The sequence below is a fragment of the Streptomyces sp. Ag82_O1-12 genome (assembly GCF_900182715.1).
Taxonomy (GTDB): Bacteria; Actinomycetota; Actinomycetes; order Streptomycetales; family Streptomycetaceae; genus Streptomyces; species Streptomyces massasporeus.
In genome coordinates this window covers 8,013,685-8,039,554 of the sequence record NZ_FXUW01000001.1, presented here as the reverse complement: position 1 = coordinate 8,039,554, position 25,870 = coordinate 8,013,685, and the positions used below count along the sequence as shown (strand labels likewise).

General features: G+C 71.4%; 21 protein-coding genes and 1 riboswitch. Of the genes, 9 read left to right on the top strand and 12 right to left on the bottom strand.

The window, feature by feature from the left end; translation table 11 throughout:
• Window positions 1-147 precede the first annotated feature (147 nt).
• A complete protein-coding gene (locus tag QOL88_RS36595; protein ID WP_097222495.1) occupies window positions 148-1,902 on the top strand; it encodes an ABC transporter ATP-binding protein in 1,755 nt (584 codons plus the stop codon).
• Between the two features lie 57 nt (window positions 1,903-1,959).
• Here the strand turns inward: QOL88_RS36595 and QOL88_RS36590 are convergent, their stop codons facing one another.
• Window positions 1,960-2,247 carry a hypothetical protein gene (locus QOL88_RS36590; protein ID WP_097222494.1) on the bottom strand — a complete coding sequence of 96 codons (288 nt, stop codon included), beginning with the start codon at window positions 2,245-2,247 and terminating at the stop codon, window positions 1,960-1,962.
• A 173-nt stretch (window positions 2,248-2,420) separates the two neighbouring features.
• Here QOL88_RS36590 and QOL88_RS36585 point away from each other — a divergent pair, with 173 nt between their 5' ends.
• The gene (locus QOL88_RS36585) at window positions 2,421-2,783 is read left to right on the top strand and encodes a nuclear transport factor 2 family protein (RefSeq protein WP_097222493.1); all 363 of its coding nucleotides are present in this window, start codon (window positions 2,421-2,423) and stop codon (window positions 2,781-2,783) included.
• Window positions 2,784-2,812: 29 nt separating this feature from the next.
• Window positions 2,813-2,897: riboswitch (ZMP/ZTP riboswitch) on the top strand.
• A 22-nt stretch (window positions 2,898-2,919) separates the two neighbouring features.
• A complete protein-coding gene (locus tag QOL88_RS36580; RefSeq protein WP_097222492.1) occupies window positions 2,920-3,777 on the top strand; it encodes a bifunctional 5,10-methylenetetrahydrofolate dehydrogenase/5,10-methenyltetrahydrofolate cyclohydrolase in 858 nt (285 codons plus the stop codon).
• Here QOL88_RS36580 and QOL88_RS36575 read toward each other — a convergent pair whose 3' ends face one another.
• Both QOL88_RS36575 and QOL88_RS36570 read right to left on the bottom strand, forming a co-directional pair.
• Window positions 3,778-4,851 carry a CU044_5270 family protein gene (locus QOL88_RS36575; RefSeq protein ID WP_097222491.1) on the bottom strand — a complete coding sequence of 358 codons (1,074 nt, stop codon included), beginning with the start codon at window positions 4,849-4,851 and terminating at the stop codon, window positions 3,778-3,780.
• Window positions 4,844-5,404 carry an RNA polymerase sigma factor gene (locus tag QOL88_RS36570; protein ID WP_097222490.1) on the bottom strand — a complete coding sequence of 187 codons (561 nt, stop codon included), beginning with the start codon at window positions 5,402-5,404 and terminating at the stop codon, window positions 4,844-4,846. The genes QOL88_RS36575 and QOL88_RS36570 overlap by 8 nt, the downstream gene beginning before the upstream one ends.
• A 105-nt stretch (window positions 5,405-5,509) precedes the next feature.
• Between QOL88_RS36570 and ctaD the strand changes: the two genes are divergently transcribed.
• Together ctaD and QOL88_RS36560 are read left to right on the top strand one after the other, a co-directional pair.
• On the top strand, window positions 5,510-7,117 hold the full coding sequence (gene ctaD / locus QOL88_RS36565; protein WP_097223353.1) for an aa3-type cytochrome oxidase subunit I: 1,608 nt from the start codon (window positions 5,510-5,512) through the stop codon (window positions 7,115-7,117).
• A gap of 5 nt (window positions 7,118-7,122) precedes the next feature.
• Window positions 7,123-7,464, top strand: a complete 342-nt coding sequence (locus QOL88_RS36560; RefSeq protein ID WP_097223352.1) for a hypothetical protein — start codon at window positions 7,123-7,125, stop codon at window positions 7,462-7,464.
• Between the two features lie 217 nt (window positions 7,465-7,681).
• Here QOL88_RS36560 and QOL88_RS36555 read toward each other — a convergent pair whose 3' ends face one another.
• Window positions 7,682-8,341: a TetR/AcrR family transcriptional regulator gene (locus QOL88_RS36555; RefSeq protein ID WP_097222489.1), complete on the bottom strand. Its 660-nt coding sequence runs from the start codon at window positions 8,339-8,341 to the stop codon at window positions 7,682-7,684.
• Window positions 8,342-8,532: 191 nt separating this feature from the next.
• Here QOL88_RS36555 and QOL88_RS36550 point away from each other — a divergent pair, with 191 nt between their 5' ends.
• On the top strand, window positions 8,533-9,834 hold the full coding sequence (locus tag QOL88_RS36550) for a YncE family protein (protein ID WP_097222488.1): 1,302 nt from the start codon (window positions 8,533-8,535) through the stop codon (window positions 9,832-9,834).
• Between the two features lie 334 nt (window positions 9,835-10,168).
• On the opposite strand, the gene narI is transcribed toward QOL88_RS36550, so the two are convergent.
• The 8 genes from narI to QOL88_RS36500 form a co-directional block, all read right to left on the bottom strand.
• Window positions 10,169-10,912: a respiratory nitrate reductase subunit gamma gene (narI, locus tag QOL88_RS36540; protein WP_097222487.1), complete on the bottom strand. Its 744-nt coding sequence runs from the start codon at window positions 10,910-10,912 to the stop codon at window positions 10,169-10,171.
• The gene (narJ, locus tag QOL88_RS36535; RefSeq protein WP_097222486.1) at window positions 10,909-11,526 is read right to left on the bottom strand and encodes a nitrate reductase molybdenum cofactor assembly chaperone; all 618 of its coding nucleotides are present in this window, start codon (window positions 11,524-11,526) and stop codon (window positions 10,909-10,911) included. Before narJ ends, narI begins: the two co-directional genes overlap by 4 nt.
• Window positions 11,523-13,154, bottom strand: a complete 1,632-nt coding sequence (gene narH / locus QOL88_RS36530; RefSeq protein WP_257027991.1) for a nitrate reductase subunit beta — start codon at window positions 13,152-13,154, stop codon at window positions 11,523-11,525. Before narH ends, narJ begins: the two co-directional genes overlap by 4 nt.
• Window positions 13,154-16,816 (bottom strand): nitrate reductase subunit alpha, encoded by a 3,663-nt coding sequence (locus QOL88_RS36525; protein ID WP_097222485.1) that lies wholly within the window; start codon window positions 16,814-16,816, stop codon window positions 13,154-13,156. Before QOL88_RS36525 ends, narH begins: the two co-directional genes overlap by 1 nt.
• Window positions 16,817-17,064: 248 nt before the next feature.
• Window positions 17,065-18,297 (bottom strand): RNA polymerase sigma factor, encoded by a 1,233-nt coding sequence (locus tag QOL88_RS36520; protein ID WP_097222484.1) that lies wholly within the window; start codon window positions 18,295-18,297, stop codon window positions 17,065-17,067.
• The gene (locus QOL88_RS36515) at window positions 18,297-18,647 is read right to left on the bottom strand and encodes a YciI family protein (RefSeq protein ID WP_097222483.1); all 351 of its coding nucleotides are present in this window, start codon (window positions 18,645-18,647) and stop codon (window positions 18,297-18,299) included. Before QOL88_RS36515 ends, QOL88_RS36520 begins: the two co-directional genes overlap by 1 nt.
• 410 nt (window positions 18,648-19,057) lie before the next feature.
• Window positions 19,058-20,917 carry a cellulase family glycosylhydrolase gene (locus QOL88_RS36505; protein WP_097223350.1) on the bottom strand — a complete coding sequence of 620 codons (1,860 nt, stop codon included), beginning with the start codon at window positions 20,915-20,917 and terminating at the stop codon, window positions 19,058-19,060.
• An 81-nt stretch (window positions 20,918-20,998) separates the two neighbouring features.
• Window positions 20,999-22,972, bottom strand: a complete 1,974-nt coding sequence (locus tag QOL88_RS36500) for an elongation factor G (RefSeq protein ID WP_097222482.1) — start codon at window positions 22,970-22,972, stop codon at window positions 20,999-21,001.
• Between the two features lie 191 nt (window positions 22,973-23,163).
• Between QOL88_RS36500 and QOL88_RS36495 the strand changes: the two genes are divergently transcribed.
• From QOL88_RS36495 to QOL88_RS36485, 3 genes are all read left to right on the top strand, one after another.
• Window positions 23,164-24,270 carry an XdhC family protein gene (locus tag QOL88_RS36495; RefSeq protein WP_097222481.1) on the top strand — a complete coding sequence of 369 codons (1,107 nt, stop codon included), beginning with the start codon at window positions 23,164-23,166 and terminating at the stop codon, window positions 24,268-24,270.
• Between the two features lie 114 nt (window positions 24,271-24,384).
• Window positions 24,385-24,717, top strand: coding sequence for a putative quinol monooxygenase (locus QOL88_RS36490; protein ID WP_097222480.1), 333 nt, complete (start codon window positions 24,385-24,387; stop codon window positions 24,715-24,717).
• Between the two features lie 132 nt (window positions 24,718-24,849).
• Entirely contained in the window at window positions 24,850-25,857 is a 1,008-nt protein-coding gene (locus tag QOL88_RS36485) for an NADP-dependent oxidoreductase (protein WP_179879055.1), read from the top strand.
• The last annotated feature ends 13 nt before the right edge of the window (window positions 25,858-25,870 follow it).

Sequence of the window (25,870 nt, the reverse complement as noted above, 5' to 3'; positions counted from 1 at the left end):
GTCGGCCGGGGTCCGTTCCCCTCCGACCCTACGCGCGACTGATCGGTAAGGGGCGCGGATCGGCCGGCCCGTTCTGCTCGAAAAGGGCAGGCCGCGCGGGTCGGCGGCGACGTAGCCTGAACGCTCCGCCGACGCCGAGGGAGCGCCGTGAGCATCGCAGAGACCGAGACCGCCACACCCCCGTGGCGGCAGCTCCTCGGATACGTACGGCCGCACCGCTGGTCCCTGTTCACCGGTGCGCTGCTCTCCCTGGTCACCGGGGCGACCGGGCTGCTGCTGCCGCTGGTGGCGCGAGGCCTGATCGACGACCTGTCGCACGACCGGGCCATCACCGGCGCCGTGCTGGCGATGTCGGTCCTGGTCGTGGCCAACGCGGCGGTGGGCGCGCTGGGTTCGTACGTGCTGACGCGCACCGCCGAGTCGGTGGTGCTCGGCGCGCGGCGGACTCTGTCGTCGTATCTGCTGCGGCTGCGGATCACGGCCGTGGACCGCAGCGAACCCGGGGACCTGATGGCCCGCATCACCTCCGACACCACGCTGCTGCGCGCGGTCACCACCGACTCGCTGGTCGGACTGGGCACGGGCGGGCTCACCCTCGTCGCCACGGTGGTGATGATGGGCTGGGTGGACGCCGTGCTGCTGGGCGTCACCCTGGCCGTGATCCTGGGCGCGGGCGTGATCCTCGGGGTGATCGTGCCGCGCATCAACCAGGCCAGCCGGCAGGCGCAGAACGCGGTCGGGGTCATGGGTGCCTCGCTGGAGCGGATCCTCGGCGCCCTGCGCACGGTGAAGGCGTCCGGCGCGGAGCACCGGGAGGAGCGGACGCTGCACGAGGCGGCTCAGGAGTCGTGGCGGCAGAGCGTGCGGGCCGCCAAGTGGTCGGCCGCCGCGGGCAACACGGCGGGGCTCGCCATGCAGATCGCCTTCATCACGGTGCTGGCCGTGGGCGGCGCACGGGTGGCGACCGGCGCGATCGACGTGGGCACGCTGGTCGCGTTCCTGCTGTTCGTCTTCTACCTGATGTCTCCGATACAGCAGGTCGTCGGCGCCATCACCCAGTACCAGACGGGCGCCGCGGCCCTCACCCGCATCGAGGAGGCCCTGCGCCTGCCCGCCGAACCGGCCGCCGGGGCCGCCCCGCTGCCCTCCCCCGGCGCCGAGCCCGCCGCCCTCGCCTTCCACGACGTCCGCTTCCGCTACGCCGACGACCTGCCCCACGTCCACCACGGAGTGACCTTCAGCGTGCCCGCGCAGGGCATGACGGCCTTCGTCGGTCCGTCCGGCGCCGGCAAGACCACCGTCTTCTCGCTGATCGAGCGGTTCTACGACCCCGAGTCCGGTGTGATCACGCTGGACGGGCGGGACCTGAACGACTGGGAGCTGCCCCGGCTGCGCGCCTCGATCGGCTATGTGGAGCAGGATGCGCCTGTCCTGTCGGGCTCCCTGCGGGACAACCTGCTGCTGGGCAATCCGGAGGCGGACGAGGACGCCCTCGCGCGGGTGCTCAAGACGACCCGGCTCGACGGTCTGGTCTCCCGGCTGCCCGGCGGCCTCGACACGCTCGTGGGGCACCGCGGCACCAAGCTGTCCGGCGGTGAGCGGCAGCGCGTGGCCATCGCCCGCGCGCTGCTGCGCCGCCCCCGGCTGCTGCTCCTGGACGAGGCGACCTCGCAGCTGGACGCGGTGAACGAGGCGGCGCTGCGCGACACCGTCGCGGACGTGGCACGCACGACCACGGTCCTCGTCGTGGCGCACCGGCTGTCGACGGTGACGATGGCCGACCGGATCGTGGTGATGGACGCGGGCCGGGTCCGGGCCGTCGGCACGCACCGTGAGCTCGTGACGGCCGATCCGCTCTACGCGGAGCTGGCGGCGACGCAGTTCCTGGCCACCGCGGACTGAGACCGGGCGTGCGGGAGGGCCGCCCGGGTCCGGGCGGCCCTCACGCACACGCCGCGGTCAGTGGACGTTCGGCAGGAGGCCGAAGACCGGGGAGACCAGACCGACGACCTGGTTCAGCTGGTCGAGGTCGTTGAGGCGGTTGAGCCCTGCCACCTGCGAGGAGGGCCGCGGGATCTCGGCCTTGTGCTCGGCGGGGATGTCGCTCACGGCCAGCGAGTCGAGCGTCGTCATCGGGCTGAGCGGGCTCTTCGCTTCCGCGTCGGCCGCGTTCGCCATCGGCGCGACGAGGCCGGTGACGCCAGCGGCGAGACCAACGGCGGCGACGATACGTCGTGTTGAGATCATGCCTGGCGCAACGCGAACGGGTCCCCGGCGGACACGGGCGGGCGGTGCCGCTCACCCGTCAGGCCCAGTGTTCCGGTTGCGCTTGCCGAGCCCGCCCGGCGGGAGGACGCTCGACAGGAGAGGCCTTTCGCGGCCCGCGTCCGCCGGGCCGCGGCCCTTCGAAGGAGGTCATCATGGGAACCGCGGCAGACCCCGCCTTCGACCGGGACACCCTGCGCCAGGGCGTGGAAGGGGATCCGGACATCCTGCTCTCCCTGTACGCCGACGACGCGGAGCTGCGGATCGTGGACCACACGGCCCAGCCCAGCCACCCCAAGGTCCTGCACGGCCGGGACGAGATCGGCCGGATGCTGGAGGACGTCTACAGCCGCGACATGTCGCACACGCTGGAACGGTGCGTCATCCAGGGCGACGAAGCCGCCTACAGCGAGAGCTGCCAGTACGCGGACGGGGTGCGCGTACTGTCCGAGTCCATGATCGGGCTGCGCGACGGCAAGATCGCCGAGCAGACCCTGGTCCAGGCCTGGGACGAGTAGCGCGAGCGTCACCGGGCTCCGTTAGGGTGGGGCCGGGCCGTGACTGGCGCTGAGGTGGAGCACCACCGGGGAGCGGCCCCGCGGAAGTCGATGCCGTGCGCCTGGGCGAAGCAGCACACAGGCCCAGGAGTGGATCATGTCGCAGGCACGGCTCATGGACGGCACCGCACTCGCCCGGCGGATCATCGAGGAGACCGGCGAGCGCGCGGCCGTCCTCACCGAACGGACGGGCACCGCGCCCTGTCTCGCGACGGTGCTCGTCGGTGAGGACCCCGCGTCCGTCACCTACGTCCGGATGAAGCAGAACCGCTGCCGCAAGGCCGGCATCACCTCGCGGCACGTGGCCCTGCCCGCCGCCACGACCACAAAGGAACTCGTCGGCACGATCGAGGCGCTCTCCGCCGACCCCGGGGTGCACGGCATCCTGCTCCAGCACCCGGTGGGCGAGCACATCGACGAGCGGGCCGCGTTCGAGGCGATAGCGCCCGGGAAGGACGTCGACGGCGTCACCTTCGCCTCCTTCGCCACCATGAGCTTCGGCCTGCCCGGCTTCGTGTCGTGCACGCCCGGCGGGATCATGCGGCTGCTCGACGCGTACGGCGTCGACCCGGCCGGGAAGCGGGCCGTGGTCGTGGGCCGCAGCGCGATCCTCGGCAAGCCCGTCGGCATGCTGCTGCTCGCCCGGGACGCGACGGTCACCTACTGCCACTCGCGCACCCGGGACCTGTCGGCGGCCGTGCGCGAGGCCGACATCGTGGTGGCCGCGGTGGGGCGGCCCCGGCTCATCCGCGGCCAGGACGTCAAGCCCGGCGCGGTGGTGATCGACGCCGGGTACAACGCCGGGAACGTCGGCGACGTCGACTTCGACTCCGCCGTGGAGCGGGCCTCGCTGATCACACCGGTGCCGGGCGGTGTCGGCCCGATGACCATCGCCACGCTGCTGGAGCAGACTGTGGAAGCCGCCGCCCGGCACCTCGGTGTCGCCGAGGTGTGATCAGCGCATCCAGGCGCTGTACGACATGACGTCGCCTTCTTCGACTCCGTACTCGGGATCCGGCCGCGTGAGGGTGCTCTCCAGGCCGAGGACGGTGCCGGTGGCCCGGTCCATGATGAGCATGCGGCGGAGGCCGCGGGAGTCGTTCACGTAGGCCTGGCCGCGTCGGCCCAGCCGGTCGGTCACCTGGCCGACCGGCCGCAGCCCCTCGGCACCGGCCAGGAGTCGTGCCAGCGCCGCGCTCTCCCGTGCCCCGAGGGTCCAGTTGTCCAGCAGCGTCGCCGTGGCGTCCAGCAGCTCGGGCGTGGTCAGCGGGGTGTCGGTGGACTGAGCCGCCATCAGGTAGGCGCGCAGCCGGGCCGGGTCGCGGGGCGGGGGTGAATTGGGCGGGGCGTCGCTCCAGCTCGGCGGGTAGGTCTGGTCGAGGAGGACGTGGCCGTCGTCGACGAGGTGCGGCTCGCCGCCCGCGTCCGAGAGGACCGGGCGGCCGGGATGCCTGGGGTCCGTGGCCACGACGAGTTGGGTGTGGCTGTCGTCGGCCCGCCAGCGCACGATGCGCTCTTCGGGCAGGGTGATCGGGGGCTTGTCGTCGGACATGCCGAGACTCCAGGACTGCACGTGTGTGCCCTTGCGCAGGCGGGGCGCGCCGTCGGTCCCGGCCACGGCTGACGCCAGCTCGGCCATGCGGTGCAGGGGCACGGGTGTGGAGCCGGTGTCGATCACCAGCGGTCGGGGCGCGGCGACCGCCGGCGGGGTGCTCGGTCCGCTCAGCACGAGGGTGAGGGTCAGGGCGGCGACGACGGCGGTGGCGAGCAGACCCCAGGCCAGCCGGAGCCGGCGGGGTCCCGGGAGCAGCAGGTCCCGCACGTGGCCGGGGCGCCGTCCCTCGGGGTCTCGACGGTCGGAGAGCGGGCCTCGTCGGTCGCGTGACCGACCGGGGAGCCCGTTCCCCCGGTCGCGCAGCAGTTGTTCGAGCCGGCGCTCGGCGTTGTGGTCCAAAGGGCCGTCGCCGAAATGGGGGCCGCCGGGCGGCACGGGATCGGCGCTGCGCAGCAGTTCGAGTTCGTCAGCCATGGCCGTGTTCCTTCGGGGCGGTCATGCAGGAGTGCTCGGCGATCGGGAGCTCGGGACGCATGCGGTCGATCTCGGCTCTGAGGCGGCGCCGCGCCCGGTGCAGCCGCATGGACGCGGCCCGGCTGCCGCAGCCGAGGGCGACGGCCACCTCGTCGACGCCGAGCTGCTCCCACGCCGTCAGCCGGAGCACCTCCTGGTCGGCCGCGGAGAGCCGGGCGAGTGCCTCGTGCACCCAGCCGCCGGGCGTGTCGGCCTCGGGGCCCGCCGCGATGTGCCGTCCGTGCGCGGTGGCGTCGTTGCCGAGCCGGTCGACGAGCCTGCGGCGGCGGCCGTGGCCGCGTACCGCGTTGGCCAGGCAGTTGCGTGCCACGCCGTACAGCCAGGGCAGCGCGGCGGCCGGGAGGTCGGCCCGGCGTCGCCAGGCGACCGTGAACACCTCCGCCACCACTTCCTCCACATCGTCGGCCCGCCCGTCCAGTCGCCGGGCGACATAACGGCTGACCGCCCAGTAGTGCTCGCGGTAGGCAGCGGCGAAGGTCTCGTCGTTGCTCATGTCCCGTTCTTGTCCGGCACCTTCCCGATCGTCACACCCGTTTTCGTGATGCTCGTCGCGTCGGTGAAGTGTGACGTGCGGGCGGGGCGCGGACACAGGCGGGGCATGAGGCACCTCAAGTGGCTGACGACCACTGATCACAAGACGATCGGCACGATGTACCTGGTGACGTCGTTCGCGTTCTTCGTCATCGGCGGTGTGATGGCGCTGCTCATGCGCGCCGAGCTGGCCCGGCCGGGTCTTCAGATCATGTCGAACGAGCAGTTCAACCAGGCGTTCACGATGCACGGCACGATCATGCTGCTGATGTTCGCGACGCCGCTGTTCGCCGGCTTCGCGAACTGGATCATGCCGCTGCAGATCGGCGCGCCGGACGTGGCGTTCCCGCGGCTGAACATGTTCGCCTACTGGCTGTACCTGTTCGGCTCGCTCATCGCGGTCGGTGGCTTCCTCACCCCGCAGGGCGCGGCCGACTTCGGCTGGTTCGCCTACAGCCCGCTCTCCGACGCCGTCCGCTCCCCGGGCATCGGCGCCGACATGTGGATCATGGGTCTGGCCTTCTCCGGCTTCGGCACCATCCTCGGCTCGGTCAACTTCATCACCACGATCATCTGCATGCGCGCTCCCGGTATGACGATGTTCCGCATGCCGATCTTCGTGTGGAACGTGCTGCTGACCGGTGTCCTGGTCCTGCTCGCCTTCCCGGTCCTGGCCGCGGCCCTGTTCGCGCTGGAGGCGGACCGCAAGTTCGGGGCGCAGATCTTCGACTCGGCCAACGGCGGGGCGTTGCTGTGGCAGCACCTGTTCTGGTTCTTCGGGCATCCGGAGGTGTACATCATCGCGTTGCCGTTCTTCGGCATCATCTCCGAGGTCATCCCGGTCTTCTCCCGTAAGCCGATGTTCGGTTACACGGGTCTGATCGGCGCGACCATCGCGATCGCGGGTCTGTCCGTGACGGTGTGGGCGCACCACATGTACGTCACCGGCGGCGTGCTGTTGCCGTTCTTCTCCTTCATGACGTTCCTCATCGCCGTACCGACCGGTGTGAAGTTCTTCAACTGGCTCGGCACCATGTGGCGTGGAAGCCTCTCGTTCGAGACGCCGATGCTGTGGGCGACCGGCTTCCTGATCACGTTCGTCTTCGGCGGCCTCACGGGTGTGCTGCTGGCCTCGCCGCCCATCGACTTCCACGTCTCCGACTCGTACTTCGTGGTGGCGCACTTCCACTACGTGATCTTCGGGACGGTCGTGTTCGCGATGTTCTCCGGCTTCCACTTCTGGTGGCCCAAGTTCACCGGCAAGATGCTGGACGAGCGCCTCGGCAAGATCACCTTCTGGACGCTGTTCATCGGCTTCCACGGCACGTTCCTGGTCCAGCACTGGCTCGGCGCCCAGGGCATGCAGCGGCGGATCCCGGACTACCTGGCGGTGGAGGGCCTGACCACGCTCAACACGGTGTCGAGCGTCTTCTCGTTCCTGCTCGGCATGTCGATGCTGCCGTTCTTCTACAACGTGTGGAAGACGGCGAAGTACGGCGCGAAGGTCACGGCCGACGACCCCTGGGGCTACGGCCGCTCCCTGGAGTGGGCGACCTCCTGCCCGCCGCCGCGCCACAACTTCGTCGCCCTGCCGAGGATCCGCAGCGAGTCCCCGGCGTTCGACCTGCACCACGACGCCATCGCGGCGGCGGAGCGGGAGTTGACGCTCCGGTGACCGCCATGGAAGGGCTCCCCGTGGACCTGCGGGCGTTCCACAACGAGGTCGAGGGCCATCTGCTGGCCGCCGCCGCACACGAGGAGTCCCGGACGGCCGCCGCCCGCTTCGCCGCCGGGCTCGACTGGCTGCCGGAGGCGCAACGGGCGGAGGCGGAACGGCAGTTCGCGGCGGAGCATCTGGCCCTCGCCCGGGCGTCGTGGCAGCGCACGGTCCGGCGCGGAGAGGAACTGCGGGGCGAGTACGAGACGGTGTACCGCGCGCTGCGCGCACGGCTGCTGGCCGGACTGCTGCTGGGCGTCGCGCTGCTGGTGGCGGTGGATCTCGTGGTGCTGGTGTCGGTCTAGCCGGTCATGTCCTGGTCTCCGGGGGGAGGCTCCTCGGTGCCTCGCTGGGACGGTGGCCTCGGTCGGCTGCGGGCGGGCCGACGCGGGTCCCACCTGGCAGGCGCCACCCCGCCTGGACCGGTGAGGACCCGGGCGGCGTGTGGCGCCAGGCAGGACGCTTTCCCCCCCGCCCAGCACCCCGCGCCCGGCGTCCCACACTCGGCATCCCGTACCGCCCTCACCCTTCCGGCTTCCATCCCGGCGGCCACAAGATCCCCAGCAACTGCCGGACCAGTTCGTCGACGACCTCGTCGAGGGTCGCGTCGACCCAGCCGGCGCTCCAGTCGTGCAGCAGGCCGTTGACGCTGCCGATGAAGGCCGTCGCGGGGAGGCGGTAGTCGCGGGGGGCGGCCTCGCCCCGCGAGACGGCCGCGTCGGCCTCGGCGCAGATGAGGTCCACCCAGCCGGCCCGGCGTGCGAGCCGCTGCTCCTCCAGGCGCGGGCTGACGCCGATGATTTCCACGAAGGTGATGCGGATCCGGCGGGGATCGGCGGTGACGTTCGCGGCGTAGGAGCGGAAGATGGCCGTGGCGCGCTCCGCGAGGGGCAGGTCCGCCGCGCCCGCTGCCGCCTCCAGCACCGCGGCCTCGGCCCAGCCGTTGACCTGGAGGTGCAACGCGGCGAGCACGTCCTCGAGGGTGCGGAACTCCTCGTAGAACTGACGCGTGGACAGCCCCGCCGTCTCGCTGAGGGCCGCGACCGTGGTGGAGCGGAAACCGGGGGCGTCACCGAACAGTTGGAGAGCTGCGTCGAGGAACCGCCGACGCCGCTCGGCCTGCCTCTCCTCTGCGGTCTTGCCGCCGTAGCGGCCGGTCGGCGCTCTGAGTCTGCCCGGCACCGGCTCTCCCTTCGTCGTTCGAACACTGATTTTGTCGTGCACGTGGTCTTGTGGAGAAGGCCGCCCCTTCCTTACTTTGCAGTAAGTTGACTCTGAAAGCGCGTGTGTTCAGATTCCACGCCCAGCTTTGGCATGTCCCACTCACGACGCGCACCCCCGGCCAAGACCCCACAGCAGAGAGGGGAGCAGTCATGCCCGTCTTCCGACGCAGGCACCTGTGCTCCGTAGCCGCAGCCCTCGCCCTGACCGCCACAGCTCCCGCGACCGCCGCCACCGCGGCCGCCCCGGGCTCCTCCGCCGCGCTGCGCGAGGTGCTGTTCGTGGGCAACAACTGGGAGGGCACCGCCGATGTCATCCGGTCCTCCGGTGACTTCGCGAAGGTCGGCCGCATCAACGTCATCCCCGACAAGGACGAGCGGATGGCGGCGATCAACGCCGATCCGATCAAGTGGATCTACTTCATGGCGATCCGCAACAGCGTCGGCGAGGGCCACGACCAGTTCGTCGACGACATGTACTCCACGCCGGACGGGACCTCGGTGGTCGTCTCCCGGCCGAGCTTCGCCGACGTCGTCTCGATCGACCTCGCCTCCGGGAAGCTCAACTGGCGCTTCCCCGTGTCCGGTTACCGCTCCGACCACATGGCCGTCTCCCCCGACGGCAAGCGGGTCGCGGTGTCGGCGTCGACCGCCAACACCGTCCATGTGCTGGACATCGTCTCCGGCAGGGAACTGGGCAAGTTCGGCACCGGCGACAAGCCGCACGAGAACATCTTCACCCAGGACGGCAAGTACATCTACAACATGGCGATCGGCGACGTGAACACGCAGACCGACGCCCCGTGGCTGGACTGGACGAAGGGCGACCGGCGCATCACGGTCGTCGACGCCACGACGTACAAGCAGGTCAAGGTCATCGACATGCGCCCGCAACTGGACGCGCTCGGCCTCAAGGACTACTCCGACGCCGTTCGCCCGGCCGTCTTCTCGCCGGACGAGTCGAAGCTGTACTTCCAGGTCTCCTTCTTCAACGGCTTCTTCGAGTACGACATCGCCACCGACAAGATCACCCGCACCAAGACCCTGCCGAAGAACCCGGCGACCAGCGACGACCGCACCACCTTCGTCAACGACTCGCGCCACCACGGCATCTCGATGAGCCCGGACGGCCGCAAGCTGTGCGTCGCGGGCACGATGGACGACTACGCCACCGTCGTCGACCGCGCCACTCTCCAGGAGGGCCCGCTCGTCACCGCCTCCAAGCCCTACTGGGCCACGGTCAGCGGTGACGGCAAGTCCTGTGTGGTCTCCGAGAGCGGCACCGACCAGGTCACGGCCATCGACTTCGCCACCGGCAAGAAGGTCGTGTCCGTGCCGGTCGGCGACCACCCGCAGCGCGTCCGGCTCGGCCATGTGGCGGCCGACTGGACGAGCCCGGCTGCTGAGGGCGTTCGTTCGGATCGGGCGGACCAGAGGAAGACTCCCGCGATGTGAAGTCCGGCTAGGTGGACGGCGGCGGCCTTCTCGTGGCGAGTGGCGATGCCGCGCCGCTGCTCGAGACGGTCGACGCACCGCTCGACCGTGTCGCGCCGCTTGTATCTCGTGGCCGAAGGCTGGTGGCCTGCCGCCCCGACTGCCGCGTCGCAGCCGGTGGCGGTCCGCCGGGACGGGGATCACCGCGCGGATGCCACGCCCGCGCGAGTGGTCGCGGATCGCACGGGACGGGTGGCCTTTTCCGCCAGGACCACGTCCGGCCTGGTGCGTGGCCGGCGGCGGCGTCGGGGTACGTGCCGGAGTGCCACGACGCCGGGGGCGGCAGGTGCGTGCCTTACCGGCGGACGCCCGCGCGCGGTGAGGGCCGGGCGCCTGGCCACGGTGGCTCCGGAGCGCGGCGTGCGCCGCGGGAGCGGTAGACGACGTAGGGGCGGACCAGGTAGCCGAGCGGTGCGGTGAACGCGTGGACGAGGCGGCTGAAGGGCCAGAGGGCGAACAGGGCCATGGCGAGCAACGCGTGGATCTGGTATGCGACCGGTGCGTGGGCCATGGCCGGCACGTTCGGGTCGAGGGTGAACAGGGAACGGAACCACACCGAGACGCCGAGCCGGTAGTCGTAGGAATGGGGTCGCACCGTGGTGGCCGTCGCGACGAGTCCGGCCAGCAGCACACAGGTCAGGACCGGATAGACGGCTCGGTCACTGCGGCTGGTCGCGGCCCGGACGGCGGGGACGCGCAGCCGCCGGTACAACAACAGGGCCAGGCCGGTCAGGGTGGCCAGGCCCGAAAGGCCGCCGACGGTGAGCGCGTTGGCGTGGTAGAGCCATTCGTGGACATGGGCGCGCTCGGTGAACGACTCGGGGACGAGGAGACCGATGACGTGCCCGGCCGCCACGAAGAGGAGCCCGTAGTGGAACAGCGGGCCCCCGATGCTCAGCAGACGGTGTTCGTGCAGCTGACTGGAGCGGGTGGTGAAGCCGAACCGGTCGTAGCGGTAGCGCCAGGCGGTGCCCGCGATCAGAGTGACGGCGACGACGTAGGGCAGGACTCCCCACAGCGTGATGTGCAGATGGGTCACCGGTGGGTCTCCTCCACGTGGGGCGGGCGGTGCGGGAAGGGGAGCAGTCCGACGGTCTCGGCGGGCGGGCCGGTCCGTGCCAGGCGCAGGGCGGCGGCGCGGTCGGCGGGTGAGGCGCCGGGCAGGGTGTGGCAGACCGCTTCCAGGACGTCGGCGTACGGGCTGTGGTGGTCGCGCAGCGCCAGGCGCAGGAGTTCCAGGGCGGCGCGGTGCTCGTGCAGGGCCCGGCGGCCGGGTTCGGGGCAGCGGGCGGCGAACTCCAGGGCCAGCGGCAGGAAGTCGGGCAGTTCGTCCGCGGGCGGCTGCCAGCCGTGTGCCTGGTACAGCCGCCGCCACGTCAGCAGCGACTGTCCGCGGCGGCGGGTGTCGCCGTCGGTGTAGTAGGTCAGGTGCAGTGTGCGGCGCCGGCTGCGGTCGAACGTGGTGACGTAACGGGCCGACAGCTCCAGGGCGGGGATGCCTTCGACGGCGGCACGGAACCGTGTCAGGCACTCGGCGGCCGGGCCGGTCGCGGTGTGGAGGGCGTCGGTGACCAGGTGCAGGCGCTCGGGCCAGTCGGGGCCGGGGTGCTGCAGGAGCAGCGAGGCCGCCTGGTGGATCAGGGCCGTGGTCACGCCTGCCGCTCCTCGCCCCTGGGGAACAGGCCGTCGGGACGCCCGCGGCCGTTCCAGTTCAGCAGGTTCACCCGGCCCCGCAGGGACTGGCCCGCGTGCTCCGGTTCCGGCTCGCCGGACAGCGGTGCGTGGAACATGTCGGGTGCGTACATGCCTGGGCCGCCCTGGCCGTCGAGGCTGCACCCCGCCGGCTCGGAGACCGCGGCGGGGTCGGCGGTGTAGCTGGTGGGGATGACGTACCGCTCGTCGTACTTGGCCAGGGCGAGCAGGCGGTACAGGGCCTGGATGCCGTCGTCGTCCATCCCGACCGCGCGGGCGATGGCCGGGTCCTGCTCCTCCCCGAGGTTGATCCGGCGCATGTGGCTGCGCATCGCGGCCAGTCTGCACAGGGCCGCCTCGACGGGGGCGGGGTCGCCGGCGGTGAACAGCCCGGCGAGGTAGGCCAGAGGGATGCGCAGGGAGTCGATGGCGGCGAAGAGCTTGGCGGGGTCCTCGCCGTCGTGACCGGTGGCGGTCAGGGACTCGACGACCGGTGACAGCGGCGGGATGTACCAGACCATGGGCATGGTCCGGTACTCGGGATGCAGGGGAAGCGCCACCTTGTAGCGGCTGATGAGCGCGTACACGGGCGAGTTGCGGGCCGCGGTGATCCAGTCGTGCGGGATGCCGGCCTCCTCGGCGGCGCGCCGCACCCGGGGGTCCTCCGGATCGAGGAAGCATCCCAGCTGTGCCTCGTACAGGTCCTGTTCGTCGGGGGTGGCGGCCGCCTCGCCGACCTTGTCGGCGTCGTAGAGGACGACGCCCAGGTAGCGCAGGCGCCCGACGCAGGTCTCGGAGCACACGGTGGGCTGACCGGCCTCGATGCGCGGGTAGCACAGGGTGCACTTCTCGGCCTTGCCGGTCCGGTGGTTGAAGTAGACCTTCTTGTACGGGCATCCGGTCACGCACATCCGCCAGCCCCGGCAGCGGTCCTGGTCGACCAGGACGATGCCGTCCTCGATCCGCTTGTACAGCGCGCCCGAGGGGCACACGGCCACGCACGACGGGTTGAGGCAGTGCTCGCAGATCCTCGGCAGGTGGAACATGAACGCCTCTTCGTACTCCAGGCGGACCCGCTCGTTCATCTTCTTCAGCACCGGGTCGTCCGCCAGGTGCGCGGGCCCGCCGCCCAGGTCGTCGTCCCAGTTCGGTCCCCATGTCACCTCGGTGGGGCGGCCGTCGACCAGGGAGCGGGGGGCGGCGGTGGGCACGTCGTCGCCGAGCGGTGCGCTGGTCAGGTTCTCGTAGTCGTACGTCCACGGCTCGTAGTAGTCGGCGAGCGAGGGCAGGTGCGGGTTGGCGAACAGGCGGGCCAGACGCCGGGCCCGGCCGCCGCTGCGCGGTACCAGGCGGCCGTGCTTGAGCTGCCAGCCGCCCTGCCACCGGTCCTGGTCCTCGTGGCCGCGGGGGTAGCCCTGGCCGGGCCGGGTCTCGACGTTGTTGAACCACATGTACTCGGCGCCCGACCGGTTCGTCCAGGTCTGTTTGCAGGTGACCGAGCAGGTGTGGCAGCCGATGCACTTGTCGAGGTTCATCACCATGGCCACCTGGGCCATCACGCGTCCGACGGGGGCTTCGCCGCGGGTCATCAGTAGTCGACCTCCTGGGAGCGGCGGCGGATGACGGTGACCGCGTCGCGCTGGTTGCCGGTGGGTCCGTAGTAGTTGGGGGCGAAGGACAGCTGCGCGTGTCCGCCGATCAGGTGGGTCGGTTTGATCAGCAGCCGGGTGAGGGCGTTGTGGACGCCGCCGCGCCGCCCGGTGGTCTCGGACTTGGGGACGTTCACCAGGCGTTCCTGGACGTGGTACATGAACACGGTGCCGGGCGGCATGCGGTGCGACACCACCGCCCGGGCCACGACGACGCCGTTGGCGTTGACCGCCTCGATCCAGTCGTTGTCGGCCACGCCGATCGCGTCGGCGTCGGCGACGCTGATCCACACGACCGGGCCGCCGCGGGCCAGGGTCTGCATCAGGAGGTTCTCCTGGTACTCGGAGTGGATGGACCACTTCGAGTGCGGCGTCAGGTACCGCACGGTCACCGAACGTCCGCCCGCTTCGCCGTCCACGCCCCGTTCTCCGAGCGCGGTCAGGTCCAGCGGCGGCCGATACACCGGGAGTTGTTCGCCGAACTCGGCGATCCACGGGTGGTCGAGGTAGAAGTGCTGACGGCCGGTGAGGGTGTGCCAGGGCTTGAAATGCTCGGTGTTGATGGTGAAGGGGGCGTAGCGGCGGTCCGGGGCCTCCTTGCCCGACCACTCGAAACTCGCCGACACCTGCACCGGCCGTGCCTGCGTGTCGGAGAACACCACGCGCCGCTCGGCCACCGAGGCGGCCAGTTCCGCCAGGCCCGAGTCGGGGCCGCAGCGCTCGGCGAGACGTTCGAAGCCCTCGGCGGCGAGCCGGCCGTTGGTCGTGCCCGACAGGGCCAGGATCGCCTCGCACAGTTTGACGTCCGTGTCCAGCAGGGGCCGTCCGCGCACCGGCGCGTCGGTGGCGGTGCCGCAGCGTGCGGCGAGCCAGCCGGACTCCCGTTCCGGCACGACGGTGACGCCCTTGACCGTCATGCCCTGTTCCTCCGCCAACGGCCCGAGTGCGGCGATCTTCGCGCCGATCGCGGTGTAGTCCCGCTCCACGACGGTGAACCGCGGCTCGGTGGGGCCGTCGGGCGGAGCCTCGCCGGGGGTGTCGTGCTGGAGTGCCGTGGCGACCAGGTCGTACGCCGTGTCCAGGCGTCCCTCGGCCAGGCGGCTGACCTCGGCGGCGAGGGAGTGGAAGATCTCGAAGTCCGTGCGCGCCTGCCACGGGGGGTCGATCGCCGGGGAGAAGGCATGCACGTAGGGGTGCATGTCCGTGCTGGACAGGTCGTGCTTCTCGTACCAGGTCGCCGCGGGCAGCACGAGATCGGCGAACAGGGTCGTGGACGTCATACGGAAGTCCAGCGCCAGCAGCAGGTCGAGCTTGCCGCGTGGCGCCTCGTCCCGCCAGAGCACGTCCCTGGGCCGGGCGTCCGGCGGGGCCTCCTCGGCGCTCGCGTTGTCCGAGGCGCCCAGCAGATGCCGTAGGAAGAACTCGTTGCCCTTGGCGGAGGAGCCGATCAGGTTGGCCCGCCACACGGTGAGCACACGAGGCCAGTTGACCGGATCGTCCGGGTCCTCGCAGGCGTAGCCCAGACGGCCCGCGTCCCTCTCCCCGGCCACCCAGCGCGCCGGGTCCGCGCCCGACTCGTGCACCCGGCGCCCGAGGTCGAGGGGGTTGGCGGCGAACGTGGGACACGACGGCATCCACCCCTGCCGGGCGGAGCGGGCGACGAGGTCCGCGGTGTGCAGCCCGCTCAGAGCGCCGGAGGCGGTCGGTGCCGCCAGGTCGTCCGCGCTGAACCGCTCGTAGCGCCACTGGTCGGTGTGCAGGTACCAGTACGGCGTCCCCGCCATCTGCCGTGACGGGCGCACCCAGTCCGCGGCCGTCGCCAGCTGCTGCCAGCCCGCGTAGGGACGGACCTTCTCCTGCCCCACGTAGTGTGCCCAGCCGCCCCCGTTGACGCCCTGACAGCCGGTGAGGAGCAGCAGGGACAAAAAGGACCGGTAGATCGTGTCGGAGTGGAACCAGTGGTTGGTGCCCGCGCCCATCACGATCATGCAGCGGCCCCGGGTCTGCTCCGCGGTCCTCGCGAACTCCCGCGCCGCCCGCACCACCGCGCCCGCGGGCACCGACGTGATCGCCTCCTGCCAGGCGGGCGTGCACGGTGTGGCGGCGTCCTCGTAGGACTGCGGCCAGGTACCGCCGAGGCCTTCGCGCCGCACCCCGTACTGGGTGAGCATCAGGTCGAAGACGGTCGTCACCAGCCGGTCACCGAGTCGGTACGCCGGTACGGAGCGGCGAACCACCTCGCCTTCCGCGTCGAACCGGGGCAGGTCCACCTCGGCCCGGGTCGCGCCGGGGTGGCCGAGAAAGGTGAGCAGGGGGGAGACGTCGCCCAGGTCCAGATTCCAGCGGCCCTCGCTCGCCTTGCCCCAGCGGTCGCCCAGTGTTCCGTTCGGCACCACCGGGGCGTCGGAGACCGTGTCGTACAGGACCGGCATCCAGCGTCGCGCCTCGGTTTCGGCGTCTCGGGCGAGATCCAGGTCCCTGGCCGTCACGAAGGCGCCCGGCGTGCACGAGCCCCTCCCGCGGTCGTCCAGGGCCACCAGGAACGGCAGGTCGGTGAAGCGCTTGACGTAGTCGGTGAAGTACGGCACCTGCCGTTCGACGAAGCACTCGCGCAGGATCACGTGGCCCATGGCCATGGCGAGCGCCCCGTCGGTGCCCGGATGGGGGTGCAGCCACTCGTCGGCGAACTTGGTCGCGTCCGCGTAGTCCGGGGAGACCACCACGACCTTCTGACCCCGGTAGCGGGCCTCGGTCATCCAGTGCGCGTCGGGGGTCCGGGTGACCGGAACGTTGGAGCCCCACAGCATCAGGTAGGCCGCGTCCCACCAGTCGCCCGACTCGGGCACGTCCGTCTGGTCGCCGAACACCTGCGGCGAGGCGACCGGCAGGTCCGCGTACCAGTCGTAGAACGACAGCATCGGCGCGCCGATCAGTGAGTGGAAGCGTGCCCCCACCGCGTGCGAGGCCATCGACATGGCCGGGATGGGCGAGAAGCCGGCGATCCGGTCCGGCCCGTACTCCCGCAGCGTGTGCACGTGCGCCGCGGCGGCGATTTCCAGTGCCTCGCCCCAGTCGATCCGCACCAGGCCGCCCCTGCCGCGCGCCGCCTGGTAGCGGTGCCGCTTTTCCGGATCTCCGGTGATATCCGCCCATGCCAGGACCGGGTCTCCGCCGAGCCGGCGTTTGGCGTCCCGGAACATTTCCACGAGCACACCCCGTGCGTGTGGGTAGCGCACCCGCGTGGGCGAGTAGGTGTACCAGGAGAACGAGGCACCGCGCGGACAGCCGCGTGGCTCGTAGTCCGGCCGGTCCGGGCCCGCCGAGGGGTAGTCCGTCGCCTGCGTCTCCCAGGTGATCAGACCGTCCTTGACGTATACCTGCCATGAACACGATCCGGTGCAGTTGACTCCGTGGGTGGAGCGCACGACCCGATCATGTGCCCAACGGTCCCTGTACGGCTGGTCGTTGACCGGTTGGTCGGTCCGGAACACCGCCCGGCCGTCCGGGGTGGCCGGTGCCTTCTGAAGCAGCCGTCCGGCCGCGAGGAGCCGTTCGGCCGCGTCCGACGCGACCCGCTCCGCCCTGTCCCTGCCACGCCCCACGCCTTCGGACTCCCCTCGTGAACCGGCGCGCGGGAATGGTCGTCCGGTTGCGCACCGTCGGCTGACGAGGGCGATGCTGCACCAAGTTCATTTGCAATGGGGATCACTTTTTGGCCAGTTGATTGCATCTAGAAGTTACTTTCCCGGTGCTTTACCGAGATCACTGTGTGGATTCGGACAACTGAATGCACCGGGAAGGATTGTCCGAATTCCCGGTGGCGGCCGTGCCGGGCTCGACTTCGACGTGTTCACGGAGCAAAATCCGCGCCGCTGAACGGATCGTCCGGTCCGCGTCGGCGGGTGAGCGCCCTCACGCGGTCGGCCAGGAACGCGCGTTCCGCCGGATTCCCGGCGAGCGCGGCAGCCTTCTCGTAGGCCTCAACGGCCTCGGCGTCTCGGCCCAGGCGGCGCAGCAGGTCGGCGCGGACCGCGTGGAAGACGTGGTAGCCGTCCAGGCCGAGGGCGTCCACCAGGGCGAGGGCCGGTCCCGGACCGTCGGTCTCGGCCACGGCGACAGCCCGGTTCAACGCCACGACCGGGCTGGGGGCGATCGCCATGAGCTGGTCGTACAGCTGCCGGATCTGGGCCCAGTCGGTACCTTCCGCGCCGGGCGCGTCGCTGTGCACGGCCTGGATGGCGGCCTGGCACTGGTAGGGCCCGGGCCGGTTCCGGCGCAGGCAGCGGCGGACGAGTGCCTGTCCCTCGGCGATCAGGTCGCGGTCCCAGCGGGTCCGGTCCTGCTCGGGCAGCGGCACCAGCGCGCCCCGGTCGCTCTCGCGGGCGGCGCGGCGTGACTCGACCAGAAGCATCAGCGCGAGCAGGCCGATGACCTCGGGCTCGTCCGGCATGAGTTCGGCCAGCAGCCGGCCGAGCCGCAGTGCCTCCGCGCGCAGCTCGGGCGAGCCCTCGTACCCCTGGTTGAAGATCAGGTAGACGACGGCCAGAACTCCGTCGAGCCGGTCGGGCAGGTCGGCGTCGCGGGGCACCCGGTAGGGAATGCCGGCGTCGCGGATCTTCGCCTTCGCCCGGACCAGCCGCTGCGCCATCGTCGGTTCCGGCACCAGGAAGGCACGGGCGATCTGCTCCGTGGTGAGGCCGCCGAGGAGTCTGAGGGTCAGGGCGACCCGGGTCCGGAGGGCGAGCGCGGGGTGGCAGCAGGTGAAGATCAGGCGGAGACGGTCGTCGCGCACGGGGCCCTCCTCGGACGGTGCGCCGGCGGCGTGCAGCAGGGCCGCCTCGGCGTGCCGGGCGGGCCGGGACGACTCCCGGCGCAGGCGGTCGACGGCCCGGTTGCGGGCGGTGGTGATGATCCACCCGGCCGGGCTCGGCGGGAGGCCGGTCTCCGGCCAGCGCCGGACCGCCGTGGTGAAGGCGTCCTGGACCGCCTCCTCGGCGAGGTCGATGTCGCCGAGGAAGCGGACGAGGACGGCGACCGCGCGGCCGTACTCCGCGCGAAAGACCGCCTCGACATCCACAACCATCAGTCGGCGTCTCCCAGGAAGGGGCGCACCTCGATCGGCAGGGTGGTGGCCAGGGCCGCCTTGCGCCCCCACTCCAGAGCGGCGTCCAGGTCGGGCGCCTTGACCAGGCAGACGCCTCCGAGCATCTCCTTGCCCTCGGCGTAGGGGCCGTCGGTGATCAGGACTTCGCCGTCGCCGGGCCGCAGCACGGTGGCGGACTCCGGACCGTGCAGCCCTCCGGCGAAGACCCACGCGCCCGCCTCCCGCAGCTCCCGGTGGAAGGCCTCCAGGTTGTCTCCGATCTCCTTGAGGACGTCGGGGGCGGGCGGGTCGCCGACCGGCTGCATCACGCTGAGCAGGTAGTACTTCATGACGGGCCTCCTCGGCCTCTGGTCATCCGCGTGTCCTTGCACCTCTTACACGAACGACACACGCCCGGATCGACAACCCGCGCCGAGCGACCGCGATAATCCCGAGAAGGCCGCCACCTGCGCCGGCTTCCCGCGCCGGGCCACCGCCGGGCTCGGCGGGCACGCCGGGCACGTTGGGCACGCCGGCCAGGGCGTCACCGTCGAACGCGTGCCGGCCGAAACCGCCTGGGCCCGCACCAAGAACACATGGCGTCAGCACTGCCGCGGCGTGGGCATCAGCCCCTGCCGGACCCGCCCCGCGCGGCCGCAGACCATCGGCAAGGTCGAACCCGCCCACCGCACCTGCTCGCCGAACGGGCCTACCAGCAGCCCTGCGCCTCGGACACCGAACGCCCCTCCGGACAGCACACCTAAGTGACCGCCCTCGCCGCCCACGCCGCCAGTTCGGAGCGGGCCGCGGTGAGCAGATCCGCCGAGGGAGCCGTCGCCCCGTTGGTCACCAGCGCGTAGTGCAGGACGCCCGAGTCCGGCGCGGTGAGCAGCAGACGGCGGCTTCCCGTGCCGCCGGGCTCCTGCGCCACGCCGACCGGCGTCGTCGAGGTGTACGCCGGCGGGGCGTGGACCGCGCCCAGGTCGGAGACGACCGTGGTGGACGCGGTCGGGAAGCTCGCCGGCAGGTGCAGTTCGGTGGGCGCCGTGCCGCCGTCGGAGCGCCACAGCAGCAGCCCGTACTGTCCTGCCCCCACGAGTCGTTGCACGTTCGGCAGGGAACTGGGCACCGGGTTCCAGGTCAGGGTCGTCGACCCGTCCCGGGAGCGGTCCTCGTAGGTGAAGCCGACGGTCCGGCCGGCCGTGGCGCTGGGGTAGACGCGGTCCAGGAGCCGGGCGTCCTGGCGCAGTACCGGCTTGCCCGCGTCGTCCAGGCGTACGGCGGACAGGTCCTCGTCGTTCCAGGCGTCGCCGGTGGTGAGCACCTTGTCGGGGTTGCCGTTCATCAGCTCGTGATGGCGGCCGTTGTAGATGTCCCACTGCCACTGGGAGCCGGAGAGCACGGGTCCCGAGGCGGCCGGGTCGGTCCACCAGTCGGCGCCCTTGAGGCGTGAGTCGAGGGCCTGGTACATCGCCTTGAGGACGGTCGGCGCCTTGTCGGAGACGTTGCCGGCCAGGGGGTGTCCGAACTCGCTGACCACGGCGGCCGTCTGCGCGGCGGCGGCACGGTCCCGGACGGTGCGGAAGTCACCCGCGTACTGGCCGTCGGCAGCCTTGCCCCACATGAAGACGCCTGAGATGGCCTTCTGGTCGTAGAAGTGGGTGTTGAAGACGTAGCGCGGCCCGAGTTCGCCGGCGTCGAGCAGGCCGCCCTCCTGCTTCTGGAAGTCGATGTTGGCGTTCCAGAAGAGGTTCGGCTCGACGAAGGCGGGCTTGTCGCGCCAGCCGGCCGTGTCCATGCGGGCCCGGAACTTCTCGTAGAACGGCCAGAGCACGTCCTTCTCCCAGGCGCGGCTGGTCTGCCCCGAGTCGTACACGCCCGCGTGCGGCTCGTTGTACGGGTCGAATCCGACGACGCCCTTGAACTGAGCGGCGCTCAGGTGCTGTTGGACGTAGGCCATGGTCGTCTGGGCGGTGGTGAGGAAGGCGTCCTGCACGCCGTGCGCGTTGTGCCAGAAGTCGTACGTGGCACGTGTCACCGCTTGATTCTGGGTGATGTTCTGCCCCCAGAAGAGGCAGATCCCGCAGGACTCGTCCGGGTAGTTCCCGGCGTCCACCGCCCACTTGGGCGCGCCGTCGCCGGTGTACCAGCTGTCGGTGTCGAAGAGGTGCCGGGAGTAGAGGTCCTGGTGGAAGTCGGGGTAGACGCGGATGCCGGCGTCGAGGAAGGCCTTCATCTGGTCGGTCGCGGCGGCCAGGTAGGCCGTGTCGACCTGGCCGCGCTCGGGCTCGGCGTACGCCCAGGAGAGCAGGAAGCGGACGGTGCTGCCGCCGCCGAGGGCGCGCAATGCGGTCGCCGACTTACGGGCGTCGGCGACCGAGGCGAAAGGCAGGCCCTTGTTCTCCGCGAGTTTGGTCTCACCGGAGACGTTGTAGCCGCGCAGCACGATCTCGCGGCCGTGGGCGTCGGTGAAGCGGCCGTCCTGGACGGTGACGGCCGGGTCGTCGAACCAGAGGGAGCCGGGAGGGGGAGCGGCGGTGGCCGGCGGGACGCCCGCCACCGACACGGAGCCGAACAGGACGACCAGGACAACCAGCAGACGCGCTCGGATAGTCGGCATGTCCACTACAGTCCGGCGATATCAGGACACCGTCAACACCTCTGACTCCGGAGTAAGTTCCGCTCGGCCGACCCTCACACTTCAGCCACTCACCCTCCGTGTCACGTTCAACACGTACTCCTTCCTGTTCAGCGGGTTGTGGTCGGTGCGCGGACGCTCGGGGATCGTGCCGTGTGTGACCGGCGCATAGTGAGCGAAGGAGCTCTCCAGCTCGCCCTCGCCCCGGGTCAGCCCCGGCAGCTTCTGTTCGAGGGCGTGCACCCGGGCGGCCGGCACGGTGCCTTCGAGGACGCAGACGTCCTCCCGGTTCCGTGTCGTCTCGGGCACGGCCCCGAGCCCGGCGAGGACCGGCAGCAGGGCGCCGAGGGTGTCGGCGGGCGCCTCGACACGGAAGCGGTGCAGCGGCTCGTGGACCCGCGTCCCGGCCCGCCGCAGCGCCTCGATCAGCACCAGCGGGGTCACGCCGCGGAAGTCGGCCCCCGTGCTGGACATGCTCTTGTCGAAGCCCTGGTGGGCGTGGCTCTGCCGGGGCGAGTAGCCGCTGTGGGTCATGGTGACCACGCAGTCGGTGACCTGCCAGCCGTGCAGGCCCTGGTCGAGGGTCTCGCGCACGGTGTCCTCGACGGCCTTGAAGAAGGCGTACGGCATCGACCCGAGCTCCACCTCCAGCCGGAAGCCGACGCCCGAGCCGACCGGCGCGGGGTCGACGCGCAGGCCGACCGTCGCGAGGAACGGATTGGGGTCCTTCTTGTTGAACTCCACGGCCTGCCCGGTGCCGACGGGCCGTTCGACGCAGAGCGGAGTCGTCTCGCGGAAGGTGACGTCGAGGCCGTACTCCTCGGCGAGGGTGGCCTGGATGACCTCCTTCTGCACCTCGCCGTACAGCGAGACCGAGGTCTCCTGGCGGCGTTCGTCGCGGCGCAGGCCGATCAGCGGGTCCTGTTCGGCGAGTTGGGTGAGCGCGAGGTGCAGCGCTCCCCGGTTCACGCCCGGGCCGGGGACGACGACCGTCTCCAGGGTGGGCGGGGCGAAGAAGTGCTCGTACGCCTTGCGGGGTTCGCCGATCGCGTCGCCGATCCGAATGTCGCCGAGCCCGGTGAGGCGGGCGATCCGGCCGGCGGCGACGGAGTCCTCACGCGTGTCCGTGCCGTGGCCGAAGACGCTGATGCCGGTGATCCGGCCCTCGGCGCCGTCCGTACCGAAGGGGACCCGGTCGCGGGTGCGCAGGGTCCCGGAGAACATCCGCGCGTAGGCGACCTTCTCCCCCGCCGGGCCCCGGTCGACCTTGAACACGGTGGCGGACACCGGCCCGTCCGGGTCGCCGTCGGCAGCCGGAAGCAGCGATTCGATGCCGGACAGGAGCGCCTCCACGCCCGCGCCCGTGGCGGCGGAGCCGAAGTAGACGGGGTGGACGAGCGCCTCCCGGGTCTGCGCGGCGAGGGAGCCGTGCAGCGACGCGTCCGTGACGGTGTTCTCGACGTACGCGGCCAGCAGGGCGTCGTCGTGCCCGGTCAGGACGTCGAGGGCGGCGGCCGGTGCGAACCCGGGGGTGAAGCGGGCCGCTCGGGTGCCGAGGCCGGCGGCGGTCCCCATCGGCACGATCGCGGGGGTCAGCCGGGCCGAGATCTCCCGCAGCACCGCCTCGTGGCGCGCCCCGCTACGGTCGATCTTGTTGACGAAGAGCAGGGTCGGGATGCGCAGCCGCCGCAGCGTCCGCATCAGCACCCGCGTCTGCGCCTGCACCCCTTCGACGGCGGAGATCACCACAACGACGCCGTCCAGCACGCCGAGGACGCGCTCGACCTCGGCGATGAAGTCCGGGTGGCCGGGGGTGTCGATGAGGTTGACGGTCACGCCGTCGAGCGGGAAGGAGACCACGGCGGACTTGATGGTGATGCCGCGCCGGCGCTCCAGAGCGAGGGTGTCGGTGCGGGTGTTCCCGTCGTCGACGCTGCCGATCTCGTCGATCACCCCGGCCGAATGGAGCAGCCGCTCGGTCAGGCTGGTCTTACCGGCGTCGACATGGGCGAGAATTCCCAGGTTGAGCATGTGCACGAAGCGTCATGTCCTTTGGAGAGAGGTCCTTTCCTGACTGGGGGGACATGCACGCAGTGCGCATCTGGCGCTCCTTCGGACTCGGTGACGTCGCTGTCCCGAGCAGTGCAGCAGACCGGCACGGAGGGCCACAACGGAATTAACCGCTGCCGGGGTACCCGGCGGGGTGCGCGCAAGGAAGGGAGCGGCTCGTGCGTGACGTTCTCCCGGTGCTCGGCCGCTGGTACGCGGCCGGGGTGCCGTTCGGACTCGCGACGGTCGTCCAGGTCAGCCGCAGCGCGCCGCGCGACCCGGGCGCGGCGATGGCGGTGGGCCCGGACGAGGAGGTCGTGGGCAGCGTCTCCGGGGGCTGTGTCGAGGGCGCGGTGTTCGAGCTGGCGCAGGAGGTCGCCGCGGGCGGCGAGGCCCGGCTGGAGACCTTCGGCTACAGCGACGAGGACGCCTTCGCGGTCGGCCTGACCTGCGGCGGCGAGATCACTCTGCTCGTGCGCGCGGTCACGGCCGAGCGGGATCCCGGCTTCGGCGCCGTCGCGGACTCGGTCGCGGCGGGCGAGCCGGTCACCGTGGCGACCGTGGCCGACGGCCCGGCCCCGCGCGGGGCGGCCCTCGCCGTCTGGGCGGACCGGACCCTCGGCACGCTCGGCGCGAGCGGCCTGGACGCGGCCGTGACCGCCGACGCCCGCGGCGAACTCGCTCTCGGCGCCACCGGCCTGCGGCACTACGGGCCCGAGGGGCAGCGCCGTGAGGACTCCGTGAGCGTGTTCCTGCAGTCCTTCGCGCCGCCGCCGCGGATGCTGGTCTTCGGCGCGATCGACTACGCCGCGGCCGTGGCCCGCATCGGGGACTTCCTCGGCTACCGGGTCACCGTCTGCGACGCCCGCCCCGTCTTCGCCACGCCCCGGCGCTTCCCCGAGGGCGTCGAGGTGGTCGCCGAGTGGCCGCACCGCTATCTGCGCAACACCACCACGGACGAGCGCACGGTGATCTGCGTCCTCACCCACGACCCGAAGTTCGACGTACCGCTGCTGACGGAGGCGCTGCGCCGCCCGGCCGCCTACATCGGGGCGATGGGCAGCCGCCGTACCCACGCCGACCGGGCGGAACGGCTGGCCGAGGCCGGGCTCACGGAGCGCGAGCTGTCCCGGCTGCGCTCACCGGTCGGCCTCGACCTCGGGGCGCGTACGCCCGAGGAGGTGGCGGTGTCCGTCGCCGCCGAGATCGTGGCGCTGCGGTGGGGCGGCAGCGGCGCGCCGCTGACCTCGACGGAGGGGGCGGTGCATCCGTACCGGTCCTCCTGATCACCAGTGCCCTTCCGTCACGTAGCCATCGATCCGGGTTCGTACGATCGAGTCGCCGACTGCACTGCAGCAATCAGCACTTCCGCACTTCCGCACTTCACCGAAGGGAATCCCATGATCTTCATCACCGCGAAGTTCCGCGTCCGCCCCGAGCACGCCGACCGCTGGCCCGAGATCGCAGCCGATTTCACCCGGGCGACGCGCGCCGAGCCCGGCTGCCTGTGGTTCGACTGGTCGCGCAGCGTGGACGAGCCGTCCGAGTACGTCCTCGTCGAGGCCTTCCGCGACGACGAGGCCGGAGCCGCACACGTTCAGTCCGCGCACTTCAAGGCCGCCCAGCAGACGCTGCCTCCGCATCTGGCCGAGACGCCGCGCATCGTGAACGCGAACGTCCCGCAGGACGACTGGTCGCTCCTCGGGGAGATGGCGGTTCCCGGACAGGAGTAGCTCACCGCCCGGGACCGGCCGGCCGCCTGAGCCGTGAGTCGTGGCGCTCCGGCTCTTGCCTCGGACGGCGGGCACCCGTACGCTCACGGCCGTACCGACTGGGCGGTATGTAGCTGAGGAGAGTCGCCGCAGATGAGCACGATCAACCGCCAGATACGCCTGGCCGCACGTCCCGTGGGAGAGCCGCAACCCACCGACTGGGAGCATGTCGAGGAGCCGGCGGCGCAGCCGGGCGACGGGGAGTTCCTGGTACAGGTGCTCTGTCTGTCGATCGACCCGGCGATGCGCGGCTGGATGAACGCGGGCAGGTCCTACATCCGGCCGGTGGAGATCGGCGAGGTGATGCGCGCCGGCGCGGTGGGCAGGGTGGTCGCCTCCCGGCACTCCGGATTCGCGGTCGGCGACCATGTGTCGGGCACGTTCGGCGTGCAGGAGTACTCCGTGTCGGACGGGCGCGGCGTGACCAAGGTCGATCCCTCGGCCGCGCCCTTGCCGACCTTTCTCGGCACGCTCGGCATGTCGGGCCTGACGGCCTACTTCGGCCTGATCGAGGTCGGACGTCCCGAGCCGGGGCAGACCGTCGTGGTCTCCGGAGCTGCCGGGGCCGTCGGCAGCGTCGTCGGGCAGATCGCCAAGATCCTCGGATGCCGGGTCATCGGCATCGCCGGCGGCGAGGCCAAGTGCCGCCTGGTGGTGGACGAGTTCGGATTCGACGCCGCGATCGACTACCAGAGCGAGGACGTCCGCAAGGCCCTGCGCGAGCACGCACCCGACGGCGTCGACGTGTACTTCGACAACGTCGGCGGCGACGTTCTGGACGCGGTGCTGCTGCGGCTGGCGCGGGGCGCCCGTGTCGTGGTCTGCGGCGCGATCTCCCAGTACAACAGCACCAAGCCGCAAGGCCCCGCCAACTACCTGTCGCTGCTGGTGAACCGCGCCTCCATGACGGGCATCGTGGTCTTCGACTACGCCGATCGGTACGCGGAGGGCATCGCGCAGATGGCCACGTGGCGGGCGCAGGGCCGGCTGAAGTCCCTGGAGGACGTGGTGTCCGGCTCGGTCGCGGAGTTCCCCGACACCCTGATGCGCCTGTTCCGTGGTGACAACCGCGGCAAGCTGGTGCTGAAGATCGCCGACTGACCGGGCCGAGGGG